The 18,626-nt window shown below is 66.2% G+C and carries 20 protein-coding genes; 13 read left to right on the forward strand and 7 right to left on the reverse strand.

Annotated elements, in window-relative coordinates:
• Positions 1-79: 79 nt before the first annotated feature.
• From ubiB to dut, 3 genes are all read left to right on the forward strand, one after another.
• Complete coding sequence (ubiB, locus tag RT424_RS06925) at positions 80-1,633, forward strand: 2-polyprenylphenol 6-hydroxylase (RefSeq protein ID WP_313435639.1); 1,554 nt, start codon at positions 80-82, stop codon at positions 1,631-1,633.
• Between the two features lie 217 nt (positions 1,634-1,850).
• Positions 1,851-3,338 (forward strand): bifunctional phosphopantothenoylcysteine decarboxylase/phosphopantothenate synthase, encoded by a 1,488-nt coding sequence (locus RT424_RS06930; protein WP_313435641.1) that lies wholly within the window; start codon positions 1,851-1,853, stop codon positions 3,336-3,338.
• A complete protein-coding gene (dut, locus tag RT424_RS06935; protein WP_313435643.1) occupies positions 3,322-3,792 on the forward strand; it encodes a dUTP diphosphatase in 471 nt (156 codons plus the stop codon). The genes RT424_RS06930 and dut overlap by 17 nt, the downstream gene beginning before the upstream one ends.
• 191 nt (positions 3,793-3,983) lie before the next feature.
• Here dut and RT424_RS06940 read toward each other — a convergent pair whose 3' ends face one another.
• Together RT424_RS06940 and RT424_RS06945 are read right to left on the reverse strand one after the other, a co-directional pair.
• On the reverse strand, positions 3,984-4,151 hold the full coding sequence (locus RT424_RS06940) for a hypothetical protein (RefSeq protein ID WP_313435645.1): 168 nt from the start codon (positions 4,149-4,151) through the stop codon (positions 3,984-3,986).
• Between the two features lie 172 nt (positions 4,152-4,323).
• On the reverse strand, positions 4,324-5,007 hold the full coding sequence (locus tag RT424_RS06945; RefSeq protein WP_313435647.1) for a DUF4136 domain-containing protein: 684 nt from the start codon (positions 5,005-5,007) through the stop codon (positions 4,324-4,326).
• A gap of 220 nt (positions 5,008-5,227) precedes the next feature.
• On the opposite strand from RT424_RS06945, the gene RT424_RS06950 reads away from it, so the two are divergent.
• Complete coding sequence (locus RT424_RS06950) at positions 5,228-5,905, forward strand: MOSC domain-containing protein (protein ID WP_313435649.1); 678 nt, start codon at positions 5,228-5,230, stop codon at positions 5,903-5,905.
• Between the two features lie 152 nt (positions 5,906-6,057).
• On the opposite strand, the gene trpS is transcribed toward RT424_RS06950, so the two are convergent.
• The 3 genes from trpS to secB all read right to left on the reverse strand — a co-directional run bounded on the left by trpS (position 6,058) and on the right by secB (position 9,522).
• Positions 6,058-7,089: a tryptophan--tRNA ligase gene (gene trpS / locus RT424_RS06955; protein ID WP_313435651.1), complete on the reverse strand. Its 1,032-nt coding sequence runs from the start codon at positions 7,087-7,089 to the stop codon at positions 6,058-6,060.
• 192 nt (positions 7,090-7,281) lie between these two features.
• Positions 7,282-8,853: a murein biosynthesis integral membrane protein MurJ gene (gene murJ / locus RT424_RS06960; RefSeq protein WP_313435653.1), complete on the reverse strand. Its 1,572-nt coding sequence runs from the start codon at positions 8,851-8,853 to the stop codon at positions 7,282-7,284.
• 156 nt (positions 8,854-9,009) lie between these two features.
• The gene (gene secB / locus RT424_RS06965; protein WP_313435655.1) at positions 9,010-9,522 is read right to left on the reverse strand and encodes a protein-export chaperone SecB; all 513 of its coding nucleotides are present in this window, start codon (positions 9,520-9,522) and stop codon (positions 9,010-9,012) included.
• A gap of 399 nt (positions 9,523-9,921) precedes the next feature.
• Between secB and RT424_RS06970 the strand changes: the two genes are divergently transcribed.
• The 4 genes from RT424_RS06970 to RT424_RS06985 all read left to right on the forward strand — a co-directional run bounded on the left by RT424_RS06970 (position 9,922) and on the right by RT424_RS06985 (position 13,165).
• Positions 9,922-10,620: a Tim44/TimA family putative adaptor protein gene (locus RT424_RS06970; RefSeq protein WP_313435657.1), complete on the forward strand. Its 699-nt coding sequence runs from the start codon at positions 9,922-9,924 to the stop codon at positions 10,618-10,620.
• Between the two features lie 128 nt (positions 10,621-10,748).
• Positions 10,749-12,005, forward strand: a complete 1,257-nt coding sequence (locus RT424_RS06975) for a murein transglycosylase A (protein WP_409521448.1) — start codon at positions 10,749-10,751, stop codon at positions 12,003-12,005.
• A gap of 7 nt (positions 12,006-12,012) precedes the next feature.
• Positions 12,013-12,597: a Smr/MutS family protein gene (locus RT424_RS06980; protein WP_313435661.1), complete on the forward strand. Its 585-nt coding sequence runs from the start codon at positions 12,013-12,015 to the stop codon at positions 12,595-12,597.
• Between the two features lie 7 nt (positions 12,598-12,604).
• On the forward strand, positions 12,605-13,165 hold the full coding sequence (locus RT424_RS06985) for a sugar O-acetyltransferase (protein ID WP_313435663.1): 561 nt from the start codon (positions 12,605-12,607) through the stop codon (positions 13,163-13,165).
• Between the two features lie 25 nt (positions 13,166-13,190).
• On the opposite strand, the gene aroC is transcribed toward RT424_RS06985, so the two are convergent.
• Entirely contained in the window at positions 13,191-14,258 is a 1,068-nt protein-coding gene (gene aroC, locus RT424_RS06990) for a chorismate synthase (protein ID WP_313435665.1), read from the reverse strand.
• A 94-nt stretch (positions 14,259-14,352) separates the two neighbouring features.
• Here aroC and RT424_RS06995 point away from each other — a divergent pair, with 94 nt between their 5' ends.
• Genes RT424_RS06995 through RT424_RS07010 form a run of 4 tightly spaced genes read left to right on the forward strand, consistent with a single transcriptional unit; the run spans position 14,353 to position 16,093 of the window.
• Entirely contained in the window at positions 14,353-14,667 is a 315-nt protein-coding gene (locus tag RT424_RS06995) for an antibiotic biosynthesis monooxygenase family protein (protein WP_147219627.1), read from the forward strand.
• Complete coding sequence (locus RT424_RS07000; protein WP_313435668.1) at positions 14,664-15,011, forward strand: arsenate reductase; 348 nt, start codon at positions 14,664-14,666, stop codon at positions 15,009-15,011. Before RT424_RS06995 ends, RT424_RS07000 begins: the two co-directional genes overlap by 4 nt.
• Before the next feature lie 24 nt (positions 15,012-15,035).
• Positions 15,036-15,602 (forward strand): nicotinamide riboside transporter PnuC, encoded by a 567-nt coding sequence (gene pnuC / locus RT424_RS07005; RefSeq protein ID WP_159830134.1) that lies wholly within the window; start codon positions 15,036-15,038, stop codon positions 15,600-15,602.
• Positions 15,599-16,093 (forward strand): ATP-binding protein, encoded by a 495-nt coding sequence (locus RT424_RS07010; RefSeq protein ID WP_313435673.1) that lies wholly within the window; start codon positions 15,599-15,601, stop codon positions 16,091-16,093. Before pnuC ends, RT424_RS07010 begins: the two co-directional genes overlap by 4 nt.
• 168 nt (positions 16,094-16,261) lie before the next feature.
• Here RT424_RS07010 and ubiG read toward each other — a convergent pair whose 3' ends face one another.
• Positions 16,262-17,011, reverse strand: a complete 750-nt coding sequence (gene ubiG, locus RT424_RS07015) for a bifunctional 2-polyprenyl-6-hydroxyphenol methylase/3-demethylubiquinol 3-O-methyltransferase UbiG (protein ID WP_313435675.1) — start codon at positions 17,009-17,011, stop codon at positions 16,262-16,264.
• Positions 17,012-17,094: 83 nt separating this feature from the next.
• Here ubiG and RT424_RS07020 point away from each other — a divergent pair, with 83 nt between their 5' ends.
• Positions 17,095-18,354, forward strand: coding sequence for an aspartate kinase (locus tag RT424_RS07020; RefSeq protein WP_409521449.1), 1,260 nt, complete (start codon positions 17,095-17,097; stop codon positions 18,352-18,354).
• The last annotated feature ends 272 nt before the right edge of the window (positions 18,355-18,626 follow it).

Below are 18,626 nucleotides of genomic sequence, written 5' to 3' on the forward strand. Positions count from 1 at the left end.
CACCCGCAGGATACTACCGTTGGGTGGTAGGGTGGGGGCGTGGGCCGGTGCCGCTTCCAGCCGTGAGGCTGGCAGATAAATGACCGGATCTACCACGCATATCCTGCGGCTCCTGAAGTGGGGGCGCGTCCTCGCACGCCACGGCGCGCTGCGCGGGATCGAGAACGATCGCAACGCCCCGGTGCAGGTCAAGCGCCTCTCCCGGATCGCCCGCCTGGGCACGCGACAGCCGATCGAGCCCGACTATGCCGGCGCCTTCCAGGATATCGGCCCCGCCGCTATCAAGCTCGGCCAGGCGCTTGCCACGCGGCCCGACCTCGTCGGCGAAGTTCCTGCGCGCAACCTTCTGACCTTGCAGGACAGCCTGCCGCCGGTAGCGTTCTCCGAAATCCGCCATGTGATCGAGAGCAGCTTCGGTCGCCCGCTCGAACAGGTCTTCGACTCGATCGACGAGAACCCGGTGGGCGCCGCCTCCATCGCGCAAGTTCACAAGGCCATCACGCCGGACGGCCGCACTGTCGCGGTCAAGGTGTTGCGCCCCGGCATCCGCGAGCAGTTCGCCCGCGATGTCGAGACTTACGAATGGGCCGCCGCCCATCTCGAAGCCTTGGGCGGCGAGGCGTCGCGCCTGCGCCCGCGCGCGGTCGTCGCCAATCTCAAGCGCTGGACCCTGCGCGAACTGGACCTCAGGCGCGAGGCAGCCTCCGCCTCCGAACTGTCCGACGCGATGAAGGGCATCCACGGCTACCGCGTGCCGCACATCGATTGGGACCGCACCAACGGCCAGGTGCTGACGATCGAGTGGATCGGCGCCACCAAGATGAGCGATCTGGCGGGCCTGCGCGCCGCCGGGCACGATCTTCCCAAGCTGGCCCATCGCCTGGTGATCACGTTCCTGACCCAGGCGATCTCCAGCGGCTTCTTCCATGCCGACATGCACCAGGGCAACCTGTTCGTGGAGGACGACGGCACTATCGTCGCCATCGACTTCGGCATCATGGGCCGCATCAACCGGCAGGCGCGGCTCTGGCTGGCGGAGATCCTCTACGGCCTCACCACCGGCAACTATCGCCGCGTGGCGGAAATCCATTTCGAAGCGCAGTACGTGCCGAGCTACCACACGGTGGAAGAGTTCGCGACCGCGCTGCGCGCCGTGGGCGAACCGATGCGCGGCAAGCCGGTGTCCGAGCTTTCGGTCGGCCAGATGCTCGACGGGCTTTTCGCGATCACCCGCGATTTCGACATGGCCGTGCAGCCGCACCTGCTGCTGCTCCAGAAGACGATGGTCATGGTTGAAGGCCTTGCCACCGCGCTCGATCCCGATATCAACATGTGGGACGTCTCCGCGCCCTTCGTGAAAAGCTGGCTGCGCGACGAACTCGGCCCCGAGGCGGTCATTGCCGATCGCCTGCGCGAGGATCTCGGCACCCTGTTCCGCCTGCCCGCGCTGGTGCGGCGGATCGAGGAGAAGTTCCCGCCCAAGGGCGGCGCGCCCGAACAGGCGCCGCTTCCTGAAGTGGAACTCATCTTCCCGCGCCGTCCCGAGCCTGCCCAGTGGATCGGCTACGGTTTGTCGGCGCTGGTCGGCGGCGTCGTGGCGTTCGGCCTGACCTACTGGACGATGCTGGCGTGAAGGGCCCGTCGTCCCGGACCTGATCCGGGACCGCTGGCAAAGCCGCGCCACCTTTCGAGCGTGGCGGCGGCTCGTCGCGAGGTTGCGCCTAAAGAATTGACAGCGGTCCCGGATCAAGTCCGGGACGACGGCATCTCATCGGTCTACTGCAATTCCGGCAGGGCGGGTGCCGCAAACAGATTGCGTGCGCCGTCCCGCTGTTGCACAAGCCGCAGCCATGAGTGGACCACGCATTCTCCTGGTCGTGGGCGGCGGTATCGCGGCCTACAAGTCCTGCGAACTCGTCCGGCAGATCCGCAAGGAAGGCGGCGAAGTCACCTGTGTGCTGACCGAGGGCGGCGCGCACTTCGTGACGCCCATGGCGCTTGCCGCGCTCTCGGAAAAGCCGGTCTACACCACGCTCTGGGATCTCAAGAACGAGGCCGAGATGGGGCACATCCAGCTCAGCCGCGAGGCCGATCTGGTGGTCGTCTGCCCGGCGACGGCGGATCTCATGGCCAAGATGGCGGCGGGCATCGCCGACGATCTGGCGACGACGATGCTGCTCGCCACCGACAAGCCGGTGATGGCCGTGCCCGCGATGAACGTGCGCATGTGGCAACACGCGGCCACTACCCGCAACGTCCAGACCTTGCGTGACGCGGGCGTGGACGTGATGGAGCCGGACGAAGGCACGATGGCCTGCGGCGAATACGGCCCTGGCCGTCTGCCGGATCCGCTGGCGATCTGGCAGCGTATAGCCTGGGCGCTCGGGCTCGGCCCGGTCGAAGTGGCGCCGTTGCCGGGGAGCGATTTCCTTGGCGGGCAGGCGCGGATCGCGCAGTCGGAGCATGACGATAGCGACGGTCTGGCCCTGGGCGGGCTGACCGGCGAGATGGTCGCGCGCAGCGGCCGCCAGCCCGCAACTTTCGGTACGGACAGGTCCGTCAGCCACGAAGACCTCGGCTTCACGCCGGAGGAAGCCGCGCTTGCCGCCCGCAAGGGCGAAGCGCGCGGCGCACCCGCGACCGATCCCGATGCGCTGCATCTCGTGCGTGGGCCCTTGACGGAACCGCTTTCGGGGCCGCTATCGGGCCGCCACGTCCTGATCACCGCCGGCCCCACCTGGGAGCCGATCGATCCGGTTCGCTACATCGCGAACCGTTCCTCCGGCAAACAGGGCTTCGCCATCGCCGCCGCCGCCGCCGAAGCCGGTGCGCGGGTCACGCTCGTCGCCGGGCCGGTGCATTTGCCTACGCCGCCCGGCGTCGACCGTGTCGACGTGGAAAGCGCCTTGCAGATGGCGGAAGCGGTGCGCCGGGCGCTGCCCGCCGACATCGCCGTGATGGTTGCCGCCGTGGCCGACTGGCGCGTTGCGCAGGCGGCCGACCAGAAGCTGAAGAAGCGCGGCTCGGAGCCGCCGGCGTTGCTGCTCACCGAAAATCCCGACATCCTCGCCACGCTGGCGACCGGGCCGAACCGCCCGCCGCTGGTGATCGGCTTTGCCGCCGAGACGCAGGACGTCATCCGCTACGCCACCGAAAAGCGCAAACGCAAAGGCGCCGACTGGATCATCGCCAACGACGTATCGGGCGATGTGATGGGCGGGGACGTCAATGCGGTCCACATCGTGCGCGCGGACGATGTGATCAGCCTTCCCGAAATGCCCAAGGAGGACGTCGCGCGCGCCCTCGTCGAAAGGTTCGCAGATGCACTCCCCCGTTGACGTCCCGGTTCCGATCAAGATCCTGCCCCACGGTGAAGGCCTGGACCTTCCCGCCTACGCGACCGACGGCGCCGCAGGGATGGACGTGGTCTCGGCCGAGGACGTGACGCTGGCTCCGGGCGCGCGCCACGCGGTCGCCACCGGCCTCGCCATGGCGATCCCGCCCGGTTTCGAGATCCAGGTGCGTCCGCGCTCCGGCCTTGCGCTCAAGCACGGGATTTCGGTGCCGAATGCTCCGGGCACGATCGATTCGGACTATCGCGGCGAGCTGAAGGTGATCCTGATCAACCACGGGGCGAAGCCCTTCGAGATCCTGCGCGGCGATCGCGTGGCGCAGCTTGTGCTGGCGCCGGTGACGCGCGCTTCCTGGCTGACCGTCGAGGAACTGGAAGCGACCGAGCGTGGGGAGGGCGGGTTCGGCTCTACCGGCGGGGTTGTTGCGCTGGGGAGTTGACGGCGGGGTCAGGCGCCTGAAAAGGCGCCAAGCCACCAGAGCAGCAGACCAATTGCTACGGCCGGGATGAGGATCAAGGCGAGGCATCCTTGCCAGCCCGTCCGGCGATGGACTTCACTCGCGGCGAAGTCGCCTGCGCCCTCCAGCGCGGATCCAACAAGTTCGGCAACAGGGTCGAACGGCACCGACCGTCAGTCTTTCCGCTCGATCCGCGCGCGCCTGTCGCGCCGCCGCTTGAGCGAATACCAGCCCACGCCGCCGATGCCGACGATCGCCGCCAGCCCTTTGGCCAGCGCCGAGAAAGCCGCCGAAAGCGCGCCCACGGTCACGCCCCAGAAGAGCTGCGACATGATGGCCATGAACGTGTTCATCGAAGGCAAGCATTCCTAAGCGGCTGGCGAGGGTCAACCGGAAGCGCGGCGATACGAGCCGGAACGGCAAAAAGAAAGGACGGGCCCGCATGTTTCGGCGGACCCGTCCCTCGGTGTCTCCCTCTTCGCAGGGGAGCCAGTCAGCTTATTTGCTCAAGTTTCATTTCTTTTCAGGCGCCACGGTAATGCGCATGGTCTCGCCCGAGTTCCCCGGGAAATTCGTGAACATCGATTCGATCAGGTTCGGAACAAGGTACTGGAGGCGGTTCGAGGTGGAAACGGCTTCGGCCTTGCCTTCGAACAGGCGCAGGTTGTCGGCCGCACGGTCGATCTTCAGCGTGATGCCGCTGGTGAAGACGGTGTAGGAATCCACGCCGCCGTCGAAGAACGGATCGTACCAGCCATAGCGCCACGGACCACCCCAGCCCCAGCCGCCGCCGCCCCAACCGCGACCGTAGAAGCCACGGCCGCCCCAGCCGCCGCCATACCACGGGCCCCAGGCGCCGCCCATGCCGGGGGTGGAGCGCACGCGCTCGCGGCCGGTGTCCACGCCGTAGTCGAAGCGGGCGATGAGGGTGGCCTTCGCGGGATCGTCTACCGGAGTATATCCGACCTTTTGCAGGCGATCGCTGACCAGGCGGGCGTAAGTGGCGAATTCGAGGCCACCGGCAAGCTTGGGGTCATCGGCCACGACGGCGATGGTCTGGCCGGCAGGCGCCGGAAGTTGCTGGAACCGCGATACGTCGGCCTTGAAAGGCGTGGCGCAGGCGGCGAGGGCCATCAGCAGGACGCCTACGGCAACGAGCCGCAGCTTTCCGAGATGGGTTCCGGGATTATCTGTCATCGGTTTCACTCCACGAACCCGACAGGACCGAGACGCCCTTCCCAAGCGCGGCCTGTGATTCTTCCAAAGACTCTGATTCTTTGCGACTCTGCCTTAATATCAAGGCCCTGAATAGCGGTTGAATGGAGGCAGGGTGGCGGCGAAACGTTTCCGGAGCCGATATCCCATTCCTTCGCGTTCACGACTTGAGATCAGGGTTATCATGTAGGAAGTCACCCGGATGTTGAACAGTTCCCCAGACACGCTTTCGATTCCGATTCTTTCGATTCAGTGCGGAAAGGTCAGGCCTTTCCGGGGCGAGGACGAGCCTAGTGCCATCGGCAAGAAGCCGATCGAGGGGCGGGTGACGGTCCATCGTCTCGGCCTTGACGGAGATGAGCAGGCCGATCTTGCCGTCCACGGCGGACCGGACAAGGCGATCCACCACTATCCCCACGATCACTACGGCTTCTGGCGCGAATCGCTCGGGGATCACCCTCTGCTCTCCGATTTCGGAGCTTTCGGCGAGAATATCGCCACCGAGGGCCTGACCGAGGAGCAGATCTGCGTGGGCGACCGCTGGCGGCTGGGCACGGCGCTGGTCGAGGTCTGCCAGGGGCGCCAGCCCTGCTGGAAGCTCGATCACCGCTTCGATGGTGCGGCGGTCAACGCGCGCGTGGTGAAGTCGCGTCGCTCGGGCTGGTACTACCGGGTGCTGGAAGAAGGCGAGGTTGCCGCCGGGGATCGGATGGTGCTGGTGGAAAGGCCCTACCCGGACTGGAGCGTGAAGCGGGTCTTTGGGCTGCTTATCGCGGGCGAGCACAAGAAGGACCGCGAGGGACTGGAGGCGCTGGGTGAGGTCGCCTCGCTTGCCGCCACCTGGATCCGGCGCCGGGCAAAGCTTCTGGGATTGGACTGACCGTCGTCCCGGACTTGATCCGGGACCGCTGTCAAATCTTTAGGTGCTCGCCCGCGGTGGACCACTCATGCCCAGCAGGTGCCTGGCCGCGAGGTGGGCGCGGCTAGGCCAGCGGTCCCGGATCAAGTCCGGGACGACGTCTTTTCCCCCGATCAGCGAACCAGGCCGAGCGCCTGGTAGGCCTTCTCCAGCGTCGGCACGGCCAGCGCACGGGCCTTTTCCGAGCCCTTGCGCAGAATGGCATCGAGCGAATCGCGATCGCCGCGCAGTTCGACGAAGCGCGCATTGATCGGCGCGAGCTTCTCCACCAGCAGTTCGCCCAGCGCCGGCTTGAACTTACCGAAGCCCTCACCGCCGAAGTCCGCGAGCACGGCCTCGATCGTGGTTCCGGCCATCACCGCGTAGATGCCCACCAGGTTGCGCGCCTCGGCTCGGCCTTCGAGGCCTTCCTTTTCCGAAGGCAGCGGCTCGGGATCGGTCTTGGCCTTCTTGACCTTCTGCATGATCATGTCGGCATCGTCGGTCAGGTTGATGCGGGCCATGTCGGAGGGGTCGGACTTGCTCATCTTCGACGAACCGTCGCGCAGGCTCATGATCCGCGCGGCTTCGGGCGGAATGATCGGCTCTGGCAGGGTGAAGATCGGGTCTTCCCCCCCATTTTCATCCTTGGGCGCGAAGTCGTTATTGAACTTCTGAGCGATGTCGCGGGCGAGTTCGAGATGCTGCTTCTGGTCCTCGCCCACCGGAACGTGGGTGGCCTGGTAGAGCAGCACGTCGGCCGCCTGGAGCACCGGGTAGGTGAACAGTGCCACGGAAGCGCCTTCGCGGTTCTTGCCGGCCTTGTCCTTCCACTGCGTCATGCGGTTCAGCCAGCCCATCCGCGCGGTGCCGTTGAGCAGCCATTGCAGTTCGGCATGCTGGGGAACCTGGGTCTGGTTGAACAGGATCGAACGGTCGGGATCGACTCCGCAGGCGACCAGCGCCGCCACCATCTCGCGCGTGTTGGCGGAAAGGGTCGCCGGATCGTGCGGCATGGAGATCGCGTGGAGATCGGCCAGGAAGTAGAGGCTGTCACCGCCCTCAGCGGCGACGTCGTCCTGCATCTTCACCCAATTGCGGATCGCACCGAGATAGTTGCCGAGATGCAGGTTGCCGGTAGGCTGGATGCCGGAGACGATACGCATGGATGCGTCCTTCGCGAGTTGTGAGTTGTCAGGAATGTGAGTGCGCCCGGAAAGGCGCGGATGCAGGTGCGATCAGCGCGCGGCGCGCGCGGCGATCCGCCATCGCCAGGAACGGCGCGGGAAGGCAGACTTCGAGAGCGAAAGATCCTGCATAGGCGGGGCTCTTAGCACAATCGGGCACGGATGGAAGCCTCAGGGCGCCGCGCGACGGCGGCGCAGCAGGGCGAGATCGGCGCGCGTGAAGGCGCCGGTTGCCAGCGTCGCCATCGCGTAGACCATGCCGCCGGCGGAAACGAGCACGGCCAGGGCAAGACCGCGCACCAGCCAGGTGCCGTGGAGGTAAGGCGTCAGCAGATCCTGCCCGAACCACAGCACCGCGCCCATCGCCACGGCGGCGAGGGCAAGGCGCGGAGCACGGCGCTTCAGGCGGGTATCAGCCTGGAAATGGCCGCGCTTCACCAGGGCCCAATAGAGCATGGCGACGTTCGCGGTAGAGGCGATGGCGGTCGCCAGCGGCGGGCCCATGTGCTGGAGCGGCACGATCAGCACGAGGTTGCCGACAAGGTTCACCACCATCGACATCATCGCGAAACGTACCGGCGTTCTGGTGTCCTGGCGGGCATAGAAGCCGGGAGTCAGCACTTTGACCAGGATGTAGCTGGGCAAGCCGATCGAGAAGGCGGCCAGCGCCTCGGCAGTGCGGGCCACGTCGTTCGCGTCGAACTTGCCGTAGCCGAACAGGGCGGCGGCGATCGGCTGGCCGCAGACGATCAGGGCGACGGCGGCGGGCAGGGTGAGCAGCAGGGCCAGTTCCATGCCGCGATTCTGCGTGTCCATCGCCGCCTGGTGCTCTCCCCCGCCGAGTTGGCGCGAGATCGTCGGCAGGAGCACGGTGCCAAGGCCGATGCCGATCAGGCCGAGCGGAAGCTGGTTCAGGCGGTCCGCCAGGTAAATGTAGGTCACCGAGCCGTGGACCAACAGCGAGGCGGCGAGCGCAGTGGAGATCATAAGGTTGATCTGCATGGCGCCTGCGCCGGCTGCGGCGGGCAGGATCAGTTTCATGAGGCGTTTTACATCCGGGTTCCAAGCCGGCATCCGCAACCTCAGCGATACGCCATTGGCGCGGCAAGCCCATATCAGCCACAGGAGTTGGAGCGCGCCGGAAACCGAAACGGCAATGGCTTGATTGCGTGCCGTCACCAGCGCATCGGCAGAATGGAAACCCAGAATGGCTACGATCTGCGTCAGATTCAACAGGATCGGCGCGGCGGCATTGACCCAGAACTTGTTCAGCGAATTGAGAATACCGCCGAGCAGCGAGACCAGGCTGATGAGCGCCAGATAGGGGATGGTGATCCGGCTGAGCTGTACCGCATAGGCGAATTGCTCATGGCTGACGCCGTTGAACTTGCCGGAGAGGAGGAACGTCACCGGCCAGGCGAACACTTCCAGCACCACCGTCATGGCAATCAGGATCGGCAGGAGCACGGCCAGAGCCTGCTCCGCAAAGGTAATGCCGGCGGGCAGGCCGGGGCCGTCCTTGTCCGCCACCTTCTGGTTGAACATGGGGATGAAGGCCGAAGCGAAGGCGCCTTCCGCGAAGAGGGCGCGGAACATGTTCGGCAGCCGGAACGCGATCAGGAAGGCGTCCGAGGCGAAACCCGCGCCGACGAAGCGGGCGAACAGGCTGTCGCGGACCAGTCCGAGCACGCGGCTGGCGAGAGTGAGGCCGCCGACGCTGGCCAGCGCCTTTACAAGGTTCATGCCCGGAAGTTCCCGCTGATGCCTGAGTTAAAGGTGGCCGCGTTGAAGGGGATCACCGAATTCGATGGCCCGGATAAGCCAACGGCCCGCGTCTCCGGTTTGGAGGCGCGGGCCGATAGTGCAAGAACGTGCGTCATACGCCGTTCAAGCCGGTTTTCAGGCGTGGCCGACCGGCTCGCCCTGGGTGGCGTCTGCCTGCTGCTGCGCCTGGAGCTGCTGGATGTAGAGGCCGTTGAAGTCGATCGGCTCCAGCATCAGCGGCGCGAAGCCGGCATCGCGCACGGCATCGGCGACGACGCGGCGGGCGAAGGGGAACAGGATGCGCGGCGCTTCGGCATAGAGGAACGCGTGGGCCTGGCCTTCATCGAGATTGCGCATGCCGACGAGGGCGGCGTAGGCCAGTTCGACCGCGAAAGCGGTGCCCTGCGGGCCTTTCGAGGCGCAGGTGATCTTCAGTTCGACTTCATGCACTTCGCCGTCGATCTGGCGCGCGCCGATGTTGAACTGCACTTCGATCTGCGGCTGGTCCTGCCACGAGAAGCTCTGCGGTGCGTTCGGATTCTCTACCGAGAGATCCTTCACGTACTGCGAGATGATGCCGGCGGCCGGCGCGGAATCCTCGCCGTTTTCGAGGTTGAGATCGGAGATGACGTTGCCTTCGTCGGCCATTTGGTTCGTTCCCGTCAATTTGGCCCATCAACAGAGCGCACGGATTGAAGTCTGGCGCGCCGCGTAAAGCATTTTTCGGGCCGGTGGAACACCCGAGAACGGCTAAATTGTTTGCAAGCCCAAGCCGACAGGGGTTCCGCCCGAAGTTCTTAGGGCAGTCGATTCGGGGCAAGGTCCGGGGGAACGCCCGAGGGAACGGTTGCCGGGCCGGGACGTTGGTTACGCTATAATGACGGAATAGGGCTCGCGGAACGGCGGAAAAACCCCAGATACCGTTGCTCACGCGTTGTTCATTTGAAAACCGTACCTATCTGGGTCTATGATGGCGCCTTCGGGCGGATGGCGAAAACGCTCCACCCGTGCCCCCGAAGCGTCCAACACAAGGATGGACAAAGGAACGTGACACCGGAAATCGTGATCCTGGCCATGATCGCAGCCTTCCTCGGCCTGCGGCTCTATTCGGTACTCGGCCGCCGTGCCGAGCATGAGGAAGAGCCGATCCAGGGGCGCTTCGAAGGCCGCCAGGGCCAGCCCGGTGCGCCGCGCGTTCCGGCCCCCAAGGTCGACGGTAAGCCCGAAGCCAAGGCGGAAGAGCGCGGCCGGGCTGGTCAGCCGCAGCGAGCGCGCGAAATGCCGCTTGCCCCGCCTTCGGTGGAGCGAGGCCTTGCCGAAATCTCCGGCGCGGACCGTCGCTTCGATGCCTATGCCTTCCTCGAAGGCGCGCGCAGTGCCTATCGCCTGATCCTGGAATCGTTCTGGAAGGGCGACAAGGCAGAGCTTCGCGCGCTGTGCGACGGCGATGTCTATGAAAGCTTCGCGGCCGCTATCGACGCTCGTGCAGCGGCGGGTGAGACCATGGACAACCGCCTCATCCGCATCGAGGACGTGGCGATCGTTTCGGCCGGGGTGGAAAGCGGCTATGCCCGTATCACCTTGCGCTTCCGTTCGGACATTGCCGCCGTGACGCGGGACGCCGAAGGCCATGTGATCGCCGGATCGCTCGACGATGCGATCGAGGCTGTGGACGTCTGGACTTTCAGCCGCCAACTCAATTCGTCCGGCCCCGACTGGCTGCTCGACGAAACCGACGCGGGTTGATCGCCCAACTCGGTTGATTTCGCGCCGAGTATCTCACAAGGATCGACAGGCCGGGCCGAAAGGTCCGGCCTTTGTCGTTACCAGCGTTGTTATCAGGCTTTCGGAGATCGATCTTGCGGGGATGGAACGTGTCGCGACGTCGGGAGTCGCGTTTTCCGTTGCGCCGATTGTCTGCCTTTGTCCTGCCCGCCCTGCTGGCGGCCTGCGTGCAAGTGGTCCCTAGCCCTAAAGGGCCGTCACGGCCGCCGGCCAGGCCGCCCGTGCAGAAGCCTCGGCCGCTGATGCCTGCCGGCCCTGCACAGCCGCAGCCGGGCAGTGCCGTCGCGGCGGGCGTGAAGGCAGGGCCAGCCGTGTCCTCCCTTCCGCTCGGCTCCAGCGACGCCGTCGCGGCGCTCGCCTCGTTCCGCGAGAGCTGCCCACGGGTCACCGTGCGCACGGATGCCAGCGGGCTTACGCGCCCGGCCGACTGGCGGCAGGCCTGCGCCGCCGCCGCGGCCTGGAGCGGCAAGCCCGCCGCGCAATTCTTCGCCACCTACTTCGAAACGGCCCGTATCGGCGACGGCAAGGGGTTCGCGACCGGCTACTACGAGCCGGAAATCGCCGGTTCGCGCCTGCCGGTGCCCGGCTATGCGGTGCCCGTCTATTCCATGCCCGGCGACCTCGTGCGTGCCCGACCCGGCGACGCGACGCCGACGTCCAGCGGACGCATGCCGCTGGGGCGTTACGATGCCGGCGGTGACTTCGTGCCCTATCACGACCGCGCCGCCATCGAGCAGGGCGCGCTTTCCGGCAAGGGACTGGAAATCGCCTGGGTGGCGGATCCGGTGGAGTTCTTCTTTCTTCAGGTCCAGGGTTCGGGCCGCCTGCGCGCGCCGGACGGCAGCGTGATGCGCATCGGCTATGCCGGACAGAACGGCCTGCCCTATACCGGCATCGGGGGCGTGATGCGGGATCGCGGCCTCGTGGGCTCGGGGCCGGGGCAATATTCCGGATCGATGCAGGGGATCATTCGCTACATCCACGATAACCCGAAGGACGGTGCCGCGCTGATGCGCGAAAACAAGTCGTGGGTGTTCTTCAAGGAACTCAAGGGCGACGGTCCGCTCGGCGCGCTGAACGTGCCGGTGCGCGGCCATGCCTCGGTGGCGGCGGATCCCCGCTTCGTGCCGCTGGGCGCGCCGGTCTGGCTTCGTCTCGACCGGCGCGAGGCGACCGGGCTCTGGATCGCGCAGGATACCGGGGGCGCCATCAAGGGGGCGAATCGCTTCGACACCTTCTGGGGCTCGGGCGAGCAGGCGCGGCTGACGGCCGGCGGGATGAGCGGCCGGGGCGAGGCGCTGATCCTGGTGCCCAAGGGTACGCTTGCGCGCCTCGGCGTGCGATAGGACGGCTATGCGAAGGCCGGGACGGCGATTGACGGCGGAAGAAGCGGAAGTCTGGGCGCTGGTCGCCCGGACGGTGACGCCGCTCGAAAAGCGCCGACCCGCTCCGGCGCCCGCCGCAACCGTGCCGACGCCGCCGAAGACCGTGGTTTTTCCGCCCGCGCCGCCGCCCAAGAAGGCGAAAGGCCGGGTGCCGCCGCCGCTTCCGCCCAAGCCGGTGGCGCCTGCCAAGCCGAAAGTCGATGCCCCGCTCCATCTCGACGGTTCGTGGGAGAAGCGCATCTCGAAGGGCACGCTGATCCCCGATTTCAGCCTGGACCTTCACGGATCGAACTTGGACCAGGCCTATGTGCGGCTGATGCATGGGCTTACCCAGGCCAAGGCCATGGGCGCGCGCGTGGTTCTGATCGTGACGGGCAAGCCCCGGCCGGTCGATGCCATGGACCGTGGCACCGCGCGGGGCGCCATTCGCGCCAAGATCACCGACTGGCTGGCCGCCAGCGATCATGCTCACGACATCGTCGCCATTCGCGGCGCGCATCGCCGGCATGGCGGTCAAGGCGCCATCTACGTCGTCCTCAGGAAGCGGAGGTAGCATTCCCATGGAGCGTTCGGAAAAGCAGAAGATGCTCGCTGGAGCGCCCTACCACGCCAGCGATCCCGAAATTCAGGCCGACCAGCTGGCAGCGGCGGAGTGGATGCACCGTTTCAACCATATCGGTCCGATCGCTGCCACCGAGCGTGAAGCCCTGCTGCGCGAGCGGTTCGGCGCGGTCGGCGCGAATTGCGTGATCCGGCCGCCTTTCCATTGCGACTACGGCTTCAACATCAGCCTTGGCAGCGGCGTTTTCCTGAACTTCAACTGCGTGGTGCTGGACGTGGTGGAAGTGCACATCGGCGACGGCACGCAGATCGGTCCCGGCGTCCAGATTCTCACAGCGGACCATCCGCGCGATCCCGCTGAACGCGCGACCGGGCGCGAGTGGGGACGTCCAATCCGCATCGGGCGCAATGTCTGGATCGGTGGCGGCGCGATCATCCTGCCCGGCGTGACAGTGGGCGACCATGCGGTGATCGGCGCGGGCAGCGTCGTGACGCGGGACGTGCCGGAAGGCGCCACGGTGGTCGGCAATCCGGCGAAAGTGCGCAGTCTTCTAGATTGATCCGAAGCGGTGCGGCCGGATCAGGTCAACCGCACTGCCCGCGATGGAGCAGCTTGTGGTCGGCCAGGACCAGCGCCATCATCGCCTCCACCACCGGAACGCCGCGAATGCCGACGCAGGGGTCGTGGCGGCCCTTGGTGAACAGTTCGGTCGCCTCGCCCTCACGGTTGATCGTCGGCTGCGGGGTCAGGATCGAGCTGGTCGGCTTGAAGGCCACGCGCACCAGTACCGGCTGGCCGGTCGAGATGCCGCCCGCGATACCGCCCGCATGGTTGGCGCTGAACTCCGGACCATTCGTGCCGGGGTGCATCGGATCGGCATTCTGTTCGCCGGTGAGGCGCGCGGCGGCGAAGCCGTCGCCGATCTCAACGCCCTTCACCGCATTGATGCCCATCATCGCGGCGGCCAGATCGGCGTCGAGCTTGCCGTAGAGCGGTGCGCCCCAGCCTGCCGGAACGCCGGTCGCCACGCATTCCACCACTGCGCCTACCGAGGAACCGGCCAGGCGCGCATCGTCGACGATCTTTTCCCATCGCTTCGCAGCTTCGGCGTCGGGGCAGAAGAACGGGTTGTTGCCGATCTCGGCCGCGTCGAAGTTGGCCATGTCGATAGCGTCGCCGCCGATCTCCGAGACATAGGCCAGGATCGTCGCTTCCGGGATCACCAGCCGCGCCACCCCGCCTGCCGCCACGCGGCTGGCGGTCTCGCGCGCCGAGCTGCGGCCGCCGCCGCGATAGTCGCGGAAACCGTACTTGGCGTCATAGGCATAGTCGGCATGGCCGGGGCGATAGGCCTTGGCGACGTCCGAATAATCCTTCGAGCGCTGGTCGACGTTCTCGATCATCAGGCTGATCGGCGTGCCGGTCGTTTTGCCTTCGAACACGCCGGAGAGGATGCGGACCTGATCCGGCTCCTGCCGCTGGGTGGTGAACTTCGACTGGCCCGGACGGCGCGCGTCGAGGAAGGGCTGGATCACGCTCTCGTCGATGGCGAGTCCCGGCGGACACCCGTCGACAACGGCGCCGATGGCAGGGCCATGGCTCTCGCCCCAGGTAGTGAATCGCAGAAGACGGCCGAAAGTGTTCACGCTCATGCCTCGCGCCTTGGCGCGCAATCTTCGGATTGTCCAGCATGGGGTGCGAGCCAGATGCTTGCGGAACGCTCTGCGAAGGCCCATGAGCGCGGGCATGTTCCTGGTCGTCTTCCGCAACCGCAAGCGCGCCGACATCGATGCGGCCGCCTATTCCGCCGATGCCGAGGCCATGGATGCGCTCGCCCGCGCGCAGCCCGGCTTCCTCTCCTTCAAGAGCTACACCAGCGAGGACGGCGAAGTGATCGCGCTGTCGGAATGGCAGGACGAAGCCGCCGCCCTTGCATGGCGCCGCGTTGCCGCCCATGCCGAAGTGCAGGCCAAGGGCCGCGAGCACTACTACCAGAGCTACACCGCCTTCGCCTGCAACGAACCGCGCGTGCGGCATTTCGAGAGGGAAACCGAATCGTGAGCCTTGAATTCTACGGCATCCCCAACTGCGACACCGTCAAGAAGGCCCGTAAGTGGCTGGAGGCGCGCGGCACCGAATACACCTTCCACGACTACAAGAAGGAAGGCGCGGACGCCGGCAGGCTGGAGAAGTGGGTAGCCGAAGCGGGCTGGGAGAAAGTGCTCAACCGCGCCGGGACGACGTTCAAGAAGCTGCCCGAGGAAGACAAGGCGGATATCGATGCTGCCAAGGCGGTTGCGATCATGGCCGCGAATCCTAGTTGCATCAAGCGCCCGGTGGTCGACTATCCGGGTGGGCTGCTGGTGGGCTTCAAGGAGCCGGAATGGGAAGCGGCGCTCGGCTGACCGAAAACGGATGAACGGGGGCTCATGAACACGGTCGAATGGGTGGCGGCAGGGCTCGGCCTTGCCAATATCGCGCTGCTGGTGCGGCGCAGCGTGTGGAACTTCCCGTTCGGCATGGCGATGGTCGCGCTCTATTTCGTCGTGTTCCGGGAAGCGAAGCTCTATGGCGAGGCGGGGCTGCAAGTGTTCTTCTTCGCCGCGCAAGTCTGGGGCTGGGCGCTGTGGGTTCGCGCGGGCGGCGGCGAAAGCCGGGTGCCGGTGCGGCGGCTGGGCCATTTCGCACGGCTGCTCTGGCTGACCGGCACGGCGGCGCTGGCGCTCAATCTCGGCTGGGTGATGCACCGCTTCACCGACGCCTCGCTGCCCTATGCGGATTCCGCCATAGCGGGCGCCAGCATCGCCGCGCAGATCCTGCTGGGCTTCCGCCGTATCGAGAACTGGGTGCTGTGGATCGCGATCGATCTCGCCTCGATCGGGGTCTATCTCTACAAGGAACTCTGGCCGACCGCCGCGCTCTATCTGGTGCTGCTGGTCATGTCGGTGCTGGGTCTGCGCGAATGGATCGCGGCGGAAAAGGCGCAAGAGGCGTGATCACCGTCTGCCTCCACGGCGCGGAAAGCACCGGCAAGTCGGTATTGGCCGGGCGGCTGGGTTATCCCTGGGTGGCGGAGTACGGCCGGACCTACTGCGAACGCAACGGCACCGACCTGACGATGGCGGACCTGCTGGCGATCGCCGAGGGGCAGGCCGAGGAGAACCGCAAGGCCATGGCGGCGCGCCCGCCGGTGCTCCTGTTCGACACCGACCAGCTCATGACCGCCGCCTGGGCGCAGATGCTTTTCGGTGAAGTGCCGGATGTGCTGATGCGCTATCCCAAAGCCGATCACTACCTGCTCTTCGCACCCGACGTTCCCTGGCGGGACGATGGAACGCGGTTCTTCGGCTCAGGGGACAGGCGGGCGCGCTTTGCCGCTCTGGCTGAGGAGATGCTGCTGCGGGCGGGGGTGCCGTTTTCGCGGGTTGGCGGGGCCTGGGAGGAGCGGGAGTCACAGGCTCGGGCGGCTATCGGCAGGCTTTCTTGAAGAAAGAGCGGTTCACGCGGAGGCGCGGAGACGCGGAGGAGCAGCGCCTGCCGTAGTGCGGCTTTTCTTTTCGATGCTGCGACTTACGCAACGTAGAGGCCGGTAGATAGCCTGCGGCGCGAACAAACCTCTCTGCGTCTCCGCGCCTCCGCGTGACCCATCTTGCTGTTACTTCTTCCGGGCCGTAGCGATGAAGTTCAGCGAGAGATCGTCCGAGAGGTGCAACCCTGCCGTGGGCGACCAGGCGATGCCCTTGGGCTCGCCCAGCACCAGCCCGGCGCCATCCGCAAGGTCGCGCAGTTCGTCCGGCGTGGCGAAGGCGTTCCAGTCGTGCGTGCCGCGCGGCACTTTGCCGAGGCGCTCGGCCGCTTCCACCAGCAGCAGGCGCGAGGCGGGGGTGCGGTTGGGGCAGGAGAGGAACATTAGCCCGTCGTCCGCCAGCGCATCGGCAAGCTGGCCGATGAACAGCGCCTTGTCGGTGACGTGCTCGATCACTTCCAGCGAGCAGACGAGATCGTAGCCCGAGAGCCCCAGAGCGCCCAGTTCGCCGTGCCGGTAATCGATGGCAAGTCCCATCGCTTCGGCATGGGCGCTGGCTGCCGCAATGTTTTCCGCCGCCGCGTCCACGCCGGTCACGCTGGCGCCGAGGCGGGCGAGGGGTTCGCAGAGCAGCCCCGCGCCGCAGCCGGCATCGAGCGCGCGCTTGCCCGAAAGCGGGCGCAACATGCGCGAGTCGGTGGAGAAATGCCGGTCGATCTCGGCGCGGATAAAGCCCAGGCGGACCGGGTTCAGCTTGTGCAGCATGGCCGAGGAACCCTTGGGATCCCACCATTCCGCCGCCAGTGCACCGAAGTGAGCAGCCTCTTTCGGATCGATTGTTGCGCGAGAAGGCGTGTTCGAAGCAGTTGCATTGTCCATCACTCCCCCCTAACAGCGCGCCCGACTCTTATCCACACGCGCATCTCTTCTTTGCGCAACAACCGACGGGGAGCAGTGGCACCTTGGCACGTATCGTGATGAAATTCGGCGGCACTTCCATGGCCGGGACCGAGCGAATCCGGCGCGTGGCGGGCATTGTCAAACGCCAGCAGGAAGCGGGCCACGAAGTCGCCGTCGTCGTTTCGGCCATGGCCGGCGAGACCGACCGCCTCGTGAACTTCTGCCGCGAAGCCAATGCCCTCTACGATCCGGCGGAATATGACGTGGTCGTCGCTTCGGGCGAGCAGGTCACGTCGGGCCTTCTGGCGCTCACGCTTCAGGCGATGGGCTGCAAGGCGCGCTCGTGGCTTGGTTGGCAGCTGCCGATCAAGACCGACGACGCCCATGCCAAGGCCCGTATCGAGGACTTCGATTCGGACGCGCTGCTGGCCTCGATGGCCGCCGGTGAAATCGCGGTGATCCCCGGTTTCCAGGGCGTTTCGCCGGATAACCGCATCACCACGCTGGGCCGTGGCGGTTCGGACACGTCGGCGGTGGCCGTGGCGGCTGCGGTCAAGGCCGACCGCTGCGACATCTACACCGATGTCGACGGCGTCTACACCACCGACCCGCGCATCGTTGCCAAGGCGCGCAAGCTGCCGCTGGTGACCTATGAAGAAATGCTCGAACTGGCCTCGGTCGGATCGAAGGTGCTGCAGACCCGCTCGGTCTCGCTGGCGATGAAGGAGAACGTGCGCGTGCAGGTGCTCTCCTCGTTCATCGACGAGAATGCCCCGGCCGCAGACACCCTCCCCGGAACGATGATCGTCAGCGACGAAGAACTCGAAGGAAGCGACATGGAACGCCAGCTGATCACCGGCATCGCCGCCGACAAGAACGAAGCGAAGGTCACGATGACCCGCGTGCCCGACCGTCCGGGCGCCGTGGCCGCGATCTTCGCGCCGCTTGCCGAGCAGAACATCAACGTCGACATGATCATCCAGAACGTCGCCAAGGACAAGGGCGAGACCGACGTCACCTTCACGGTGCCGCAGGCCGACCTCGTCCGCGCGCAGGCGCTGCTGGAAGAGCGCAAGGAATCGATCGGCTATTACCGCATGATCGCCGACAGCAACGTGGCCAAGGTCAGCGTCGTCGGCGTCGGCATGCGCAGCCACGCCGGTGTCGCCTCCACCATGTTCAAGACGCTGGCCGATCGCGGCATCAACATCATCGCCATCTCGACCAGCGAGATCAAGGTTTCGGTCCTGATCGATACCGACGAGACCGAACTGGCGGTGCGCGTGCTGCACACGGCCTACGGGCTCGACGCTGCTGCGTAACCGGGCTGCCTGCTGACCCTTCGACAAGCTCGGGGTAAGTGGGCGTAACATCTTGAATTGGAAAAGGCGGCGCGGCGAGCGCCGCCTTTTTCGTTTCTGGGCGATGCCCTTCACCGTAAAATATGCTCTTGTCCTCCAGCGAGGGCGAAATTCCGCCTTTCTATTTTCACGCAGAGACGCAGAGACGCAGAGACGCAGGGGGCCGTGCAGCACCGCACCGGAATCTCTGCGTCTCTGCGTCTCTGCGTGCTTCAAAGAGTAGCAGGATGCCC

This window comes from Novosphingobium sp., from assembly GCF_032093395.1.
GTDB lineage: Bacteria > Pseudomonadota > Alphaproteobacteria > Sphingomonadales > Sphingomonadaceae > Novosphingobium.

Excerpts from the sequence above, each read along its gene's own strand:
- ubiB (WP_313435639.1), top strand. The coding sequence starts at position 80 with ATGACCGGATCTACCACGCATATCCTGCGGCTCCTGAAGTGGGGGCGC.
- RT424_RS06930 (WP_313435641.1), top strand. The coding sequence starts at position 1,851 with ATGAGTGGACCACGCATTCTCCTGGTCGTGGGCGGCGGTATCGCGGCC.
- dut (WP_313435643.1), top strand. The coding sequence starts at position 3,322 with ATGCACTCCCCCGTTGACGTCCCGGTTCCGATCAAGATCCTGCCCCAC.
- RT424_RS06940 (WP_313435645.1), bottom strand. The coding sequence starts at position 4,151 with ATGGCCATCATGTCGCAGCTCTTCTGGGGCGTGACCGTGGGCGCGCTT.
- RT424_RS06945 (WP_313435647.1), bottom strand. The coding sequence starts at position 5,007 with ATGACAGATAATCCCGGAACCCATCTCGGAAAGCTGCGGCTCGTTGCC.
- RT424_RS06950 (WP_313435649.1), top strand. The coding sequence starts at position 5,228 with ATGTTGAACAGTTCCCCAGACACGCTTTCGATTCCGATTCTTTCGATT.
- trpS (WP_313435651.1), bottom strand. The coding sequence starts at position 7,089 with ATGCGTATCGTCTCCGGCATCCAGCCTACCGGCAACCTGCATCTCGGC.
- murJ (WP_313435653.1), bottom strand. The coding sequence starts at position 8,853 with ATGAACCTTGTAAAGGCGCTGGCCAGCGTCGGCGGCCTCACTCTCGCC.
- secB (WP_313435655.1), bottom strand. The coding sequence starts at position 9,522 with ATGGCCGACGAAGGCAACGTCATCTCCGATCTCAACCTCGAAAACGGC.
- RT424_RS06980 (WP_313435661.1), top strand. The coding sequence starts at position 12,013 with ATGCGAAGGCCGGGACGGCGATTGACGGCGGAAGAAGCGGAAGTCTGG.
- RT424_RS06985 (WP_313435663.1), top strand. The coding sequence starts at position 12,605 with ATGGAGCGTTCGGAAAAGCAGAAGATGCTCGCTGGAGCGCCCTACCAC.
- aroC (WP_313435665.1), bottom strand. The coding sequence starts at position 14,258 with ATGAGCGTGAACACTTTCGGCCGTCTTCTGCGATTCACTACCTGGGGC.
- RT424_RS06995 (WP_147219627.1), top strand. The coding sequence starts at position 14,353 with ATGTTCCTGGTCGTCTTCCGCAACCGCAAGCGCGCCGACATCGATGCG.
- pnuC (WP_159830134.1), top strand. The coding sequence starts at position 15,036 with ATGAACACGGTCGAATGGGTGGCGGCAGGGCTCGGCCTTGCCAATATC.
- ubiG (WP_313435675.1), bottom strand. The coding sequence starts at position 17,011 with ATGGACAATGCAACTGCTTCGAACACGCCTTCTCGCGCAACAATCGAT.